This is a genomic window from Porphyromonas uenonis 60-3 (genome assembly GCF_000174775.1).
In the GTDB taxonomy this organism is placed as follows: Bacteria; Bacteroidota; Bacteroidia; order Bacteroidales; family Porphyromonadaceae; genus Porphyromonas; species Porphyromonas uenonis_A.
The window spans coordinates 22,442-28,441 of sequence record NZ_ACLR01000116.1 but is presented as its reverse complement, the minus strand read 5'-3'; the positions used below and the strand labels follow the sequence as shown (position 1 = coordinate 28,441).

Below are 6,000 nucleotides of genomic sequence, written 5' to 3'. Positions count from 1 at the left end.
CCTAGGCATGAAACTCTAGTTTCTTCGGCATGAAACACTAGTTTCTTCGGCATGAAACACTAGTTTCTTCGGTAAGAAACTCCAGTTTCTCCCGATGAAACCAAGTCACGGAGCCTATAGTTACCGATCTTCACGGAGAAATTGCCACATAGCTAGCGAGAAAACGAACGTTTCCCACGGAGCCGAGAAATGAAAGTTCGGAAGAATGAAATGAAAGTTCGGAAGAACGAAATCAAAGTTCGGAAGAATTTGTTCGCTTCTCCGTGGAGATACCCGATTTCCTCGTGAGGAAAACGCGAGAGGACTCAATCGCTTCGTCTTTTGCGATTGAGCCCTCTCGATGTGCTGTGCGCTCTATTCTAAATCTTGTCCAGCTCTTCCATCAGCGCTTTCCTCCGACCGTAGGAGTGTCTCAGCTGATTGGATTCGTCGATATACTCTTCGAAGTGACTGAGAGGGAGTTCCATCGGAGTGGAGTGGCTAGCAAGCGTGGCGCTTAGAGCGTAGCGCCAAGCTGCTTGAGCTGCTGCTGTACTTCGTCAATGCGTAGCAGGGCGTCGCTCTCTTTCTTGCGCTCAAGGGCGACAACTTCGGGCTTGGCATTGGTGACAAATTTCTCATTGGAGAGCTTCTTGCGAACTCCTGCGAGGAACTTCTCCTGATGCGCTAGCTCGCCACGCAGACGCTCCACGGTTTTCTCCACATCGATGGCGCCAGCTAGCTCGACAGAGTAGGGGACTGTGCCGATGATGAAGTGCTCGGCCGTATGCTCTTCCGACTGATGCGCATCCGCCTTGGTGAAGGCAGAGAGGTTGGCCAGCTTGATGACTAGCTCGCTCATACGCTCGGGGTGCTCGCCACTGGTGGTGAGTGCGAGCGACTGCTTGGTCGCTATCTGATGCGCACTGCGTATGCTACGTATTTTGGTGATCAGCTCGACGGCATGCTCCATATCGGCGAGTAGCTGCTTGTCCGCCTGCAGCGTGTCGTCTAGATGAGCGTACATGATGGAGTCGCCTTCCTGGCGAGGTGCTACATCTTGCCAAAGCTCCTCCGTGATGAACGGCATGAAGGGGTGTAGCAGGATGAAGATTTGCTCGAAGTAGTGGATCGTTCGCTCGTAGACGTCACGGCTCATACTGGTGCCGTAGGCGGGCTTGATAGCCTCTAGATAAAGGCCAGAGAAGTCGTCTCGGACAAGCTTGTAGAGGAGCGTGACGGCATCGCTGATGCGGTACTTGTCGAAGAGGTCGTCTAGCTCGCTCATCGTCGAGGCGAGTAGTGACTCGAACCACTCCATAGCTATCAGGCTAGCTGCGTCTGGCTTGACTTCGTCAGAGACACTTTGCGTCTTGAGGAAGCGGTAGCTATTCCAGATCTTATTGCAGAAGTTGCGTCCCTGCTCCACAAGGCTCTCGTCGTAGAGGAGGTCATTGCCGGCAGAAGTGGCCATCATAAGTCCTAGGCGCACGCCATCGGCACCGTACTTGTCCATGAGGTCAATGGGGTCGGGCGAGTTGCCGAGCGACTTAGACATCTTGCGTCCTTTGTCATCACGAACGATACCAGTTAGGTAGACCTTGTCAAAGGGGCGATCACCCATAAAGTGGTACCCCGCCATGATCATACGGGCTACCCAGAAGAAGAGAATGTCTGGCCCTGTGACTAGGACGGAGGTAGGGTAGAAGTACTTGAGGTCTTCCGTAGGCTCGGAGCCATCGATCTTGCCAAAGAGGCTGATAGGCCATAGCCAGGAGGAGAACCATGTGTCGAGACAGTCTGACTCTTGGTTGAGCTGTTCGAGGGTTAGACTGTTGTCGCCGGTCTCTTGCTTAGCTTTTGCCAAAGCCTCCTCGGCGGTAGCGGCTACGACGAACTGACCGTTGGGCAGGTAGTAGGCTGGTATGCGATGTCCCCACCAAAGCTGACGGCTGATGCACCAGTCCTTGATGTTCTCCAGCCAATAGCGATAGGTGTTGACAAACTTCTTGGGCACGAGCTGCACGGTGTCTTCGAGGACTGCCTGTAGAGCGGGCTTGGCTAGCTCGGACATCTTGAGGAACCACTGCATTGACAGCTTTGGCTCGATAGCTACATCGGTGCGCTCACTGTAGCCGACGCGGTTGTTGTAGTCCTCCTCGTGGTCAAGCAAGCCAGCCTCTTTGAGGTCTGCGACGATCTCCTTGCGGACGACGAAGCGGTCTTTGCCAGCGTACTTGCCACCGTGCTCATTGAGCGTGCCGTCGTTGTTGAAGATGTCGATCGTCTCCAGCTGGTGCGTGATGCCGAGCTGGTAGTCGTTGATATCGTGGGCGGGAGTGACCTTCAGACAGCCCGTACCGAACTCTAGGTCTACGTATTCATCCTCGATGATCGGGACGGAGCGCCCTACGAGCGGGACGATGACTCGCTTACCACGCAGATGATGGTAGCGAGGATCTGTCGGGTTGATACAGACGGCCGTGTCGCCCATGATCGTCTCGGGGCGCGTCGTAGCTACGACGATGTAATCCTCTGTGCCCTCGATAAAGTAGCGAAGGTAGTAGAGTTTGCCCTGATGCTCCTTGAAGATAACCTCCTCGTCCGAGAGTGCCGTCTGTGCCTTGGGGTCCCAGTTGACCACGCGTACGCCACGGTAGATGAGTCCCTCCTCGTAGAGCTTGCAGAAGACATTGATGACCGACTCCGAGCGCTCCTCATCTAGTGTGAAGGCTGTGCGACTCCAATCGCACGATACGCCTAGTCTGCGCAACTGGCTGAGGATGATGCCGCCATACTTGTCGGTCCACTCCCAGGCATGCTTGAGGAAGTCCTCTCGTGTGAGCTGATTCTTCTGAATACCTTGCTTAGCAAGCTGATCTACCACCTTAGCCTCCGTAGCAATCGAGGCGTGGTCGGTGCCTGGCACCCAGCAAGCGTTGTAACCCGCTATGCGAGCACGACGAATGAGGATATCCTGGATCGTATTATTGAGCATGTGCCCCATGTGTAGCACGCCCGTCACATTGGGCGGAGGCATGATGATCGTGTAGGGCTTCTTGCTGTGATCCACATGTGCCTCAAAGAGCTTGTGGTCTAGCCAATACTGGTACCACTTAGTCTCGACACCTGCGGGATCGTAGACACTAGTTATCTGAGAAGTGATAGAATCGTCTTGCATTGCTTATAGTTTGTCGTGATATTGCGTACAAAGGTACTGAAATATCACTCCTTGATACCCAAACGCTCGAGGAATCGTTGACGAGATACGATAAAACGCTCATGTGTAGCCTGAGCCACGACGCCAGTTTGGTCGGTTGCCTCAATGGCAAAGGTGAGTTTGCGCCCCTCTATTGAGGAGAGCTGAGCTGTGACCGTGATCGTCTCTCCGATGGGTGTCGCGTGCTGGTGATCCGTCGTAATCATCGTGCCGACAGTCGTCGAGCCCTCCTCGGTATAGTTGCGAGCGAGGAGCATAGCTGCATTCTCCATAAAAGCGATCAGTGCAGGTGTGGCGAGGACAGGCATATCGCCCGATCCCATATCTGCGGCACTGTGCTTAGGCTCGATGATGTATTGCTTGGTTAGAGTGGTTGGTTTGCTTTCCATATTCATATATCGATTATTGGTTGTCATAAGTTATCGTGTTGCCGTCGTGGCTTAGATGGTAAGTGCGCTGCTCTTCTGCTACGTAGCAGGAAGAACCTTCAGAAAAGTCTAGCTTGTGCCCCTCCTGGCTCACCCAGCCAATCTGGCGAGCGGGATTGCCCACGACAAGAGCGTAGGGAGCCACGTCACGTATCACGACCGTGCCTGCGCCAATCATAGCGTAAGCGCCAATCTTGACGCCACAGAGGATGGTCGCATTGGCTCCGATAGAGGCGCCTCTACCTATATATGTAGGGCGAAACTCATGCTTCCGTGAGACTGCCGCACGTGGGTTGATCACGTTGGTGAAGACACACGAAGGTCCTAGGAAAACTTCCTCTTCGCAATGAACTCCTGTGAAGAGCGTGACATTATTCAGGATGCGGCATCGGTCGCCTAGATGAACACGTGGCTGGACGACTACGTTTTGTCCTAGATGGCACTGCTTCCCGATGAAGGCATCGTGCATGATGTGGCAGAAGTGCCAGATGGTCGTGCCAGTGCCAATGTGAGCCCCCTCATCGATGATCGTTGTAGGGTCTACGTAGCCAGTCTCGGTAGTATGGGAGGGGTGGGGCATAGCGGTGGAGCTTAGGACGATTACTTGATCAGTGACTCGATAGCGTTGAGGTCTGAACGAAAAGCTGTGGAGACCTCCGCTTGATCCTCCACCACCTTGCAACTGTGTAGTACGGTAGCGTGTGAGCGGCCACCGAGTAGTTCGCCGATAGCGCTAAGCGACTGATCCGTGTAGCGCTTCGCAAAGTACATAATTAGCTGTCTCGCCTGAGCCACGTCAGCCTTTCTCGAGCGACTGCGCACCAGCTCTGTCGGCACGTGAAAGTATTCGCACACCGTCTTCTCAATCATGGAGACGGTGATCTCTTTTTTCTCCTGCTTGACCGTCTGGCTGACGATCTTCTTGACAAAAGAGGAGGTGATGTCGCACCCCTCGACGGCTGCGCGGGTGATAAGCGAAAAGAAGACTCCCTGCAGGCCACGTATGCTACTCGTCACTGTGCGAGCTATGTAGTCGATCATCTCTCGGGGCAGTATGCTCCCGCTCTCCTCGCTCTTGTGGCGGAGGTACTCCTTGCGGAGATCGTAGTCAGGGCGCTCGACCTCTATCGTCAGGCTACCCGCTATGCGTGAGATAAGACGCTCCTCAAGCCCAGCGAGGTTGACGGGCGCCGTATCGCTCGTCAGGACGATCTGCTTGCCCAGCATGTAGAGGTGGTTGAAGACCTGGAAGAAGGTAAGCTGCGTCTTCTTCTTGGCGATCAGTCCCTGTATATCATCAATGAGGAGGACGTCTACCTGCTGGTAGAAGTTGATAAAGTCGTTGGTCGTATTGGCTCTAGTGGCGGCAACGTACTGCATCTCAAACATATGAGAGGAGACGTATAGTACCTTTAGCTCAGGGTAAAGCTCTCTGATCCGCAGTCCGATGGCATGGCAAAGGTGCGTCTTGCCAACCCCCGAAGGTCCATAGATAAAGCAGGGATTTAGGGCTCCTTGTCCAGGCTTCTCGGCAATAGAACGAGCAATGGAACTAGCGGTGCGATTGGACTCTCCCTGATAGTAAGAGGCAAAGCTGAGCTGAGGCTTGAGCTGCGAGTCAAAGTCTGGTAGCTGACGTGGTTCACTCTTTAGCGCCGGCGCCGCACCACTTGCACTGATCGCATAGGCGCTAGCAGCTCCGTAAGCATTGCTGGCGTAGCTCTGCGTGGGGAGCGTCACGGACGAGTTCTTGCGGTGAGAGGCTGCGCTGTCTACAAGCGCTTTGTACTTGAGGACTACGTTAGGACCGATGATACGCTGGAGCACTTGCTTGAGTTCATTGATGAAGTGTGTCTCGATGTACTCGCAAAAGAACTGACTAGGCACACCAAGCGTCATCTCCACTCCGATGAGTGAGACTGGCTTGATGTGTGGAAACCAAGCGTTGTAGACTTCCGGCTGGATCATCGCCTGGAGGAGGACTGTACACTCAGACCACGCCCGCAGGGCAGCTTCTCTGTCAGTCATATTAAGTAGTCAGATATATGATAGTAGTCGATGTAAAATGAGACTGTTACCTTTGCAACAGGATAAGCGTAAACCACCCAAGAGGAAGTACCTCTGTGAGGAGTTACTTTTCATTTGCAAAGATCCTAACTTTGGCGATGCCGTGCAACAGGACAAAACGACAAAAGCACCTCTCCTCCCGCCTATCTGTATTGTTGTCAAAGAGTTAGGATATAGAGTTATTGACAGTTAAGTGCTTTTGCGTAATTCGCTGTTGATTAGTTCGTTTCGCATTGTATCGCGTGGGGGGTATAGAGTAATGGACAGTCAAGATCAAGAGCTATCTAGGACGTTACGAACGAGTTA

The 6,000-nt window shown here is 53.4% G+C and carries 4 protein-coding genes; all 4 read right to left on the bottom strand.

The annotated features are described in order from the left end of the window. Positions 1–496 precede the first annotated feature (496 nt). From PORUE0001_RS03160 to dnaA, 4 genes are read right to left on the bottom strand one after another with little or no spacing between them, the layout of a single operon-like run. Positions 497–3,160 (bottom strand): valine--tRNA ligase, encoded by a 2,664-nt coding sequence (locus PORUE0001_RS03160; protein ID WP_007365026.1) that lies wholly within the window; start codon positions 3,158–3,160, stop codon positions 497–499. Positions 3,161–3,204: 44 nt separating this feature from the next. After that, positions 3,205–3,588, bottom strand: a complete 384-nt coding sequence (locus PORUE0001_RS03155; protein ID WP_232501408.1) for a thioesterase family protein — start codon at positions 3,586–3,588, stop codon at positions 3,205–3,207. Between the two features lie 13 nt (positions 3,589–3,601). After that, positions 3,602–4,207, bottom strand: a complete 606-nt coding sequence (locus PORUE0001_RS03150; RefSeq protein ID WP_007365023.1) for an acyltransferase — start codon at positions 4,205–4,207, stop codon at positions 3,602–3,604. Between the two features lie 20 nt (positions 4,208–4,227). After that, positions 4,228–5,655 carry a chromosomal replication initiator protein DnaA gene (gene dnaA, locus PORUE0001_RS03145; RefSeq protein WP_007365013.1) on the bottom strand — a complete coding sequence of 476 codons (1,428 nt, stop codon included), beginning with the start codon at positions 5,653–5,655 and terminating at the stop codon, positions 4,228–4,230. Between the last annotated feature and the right edge of the window lie 345 nt (positions 5,656–6,000).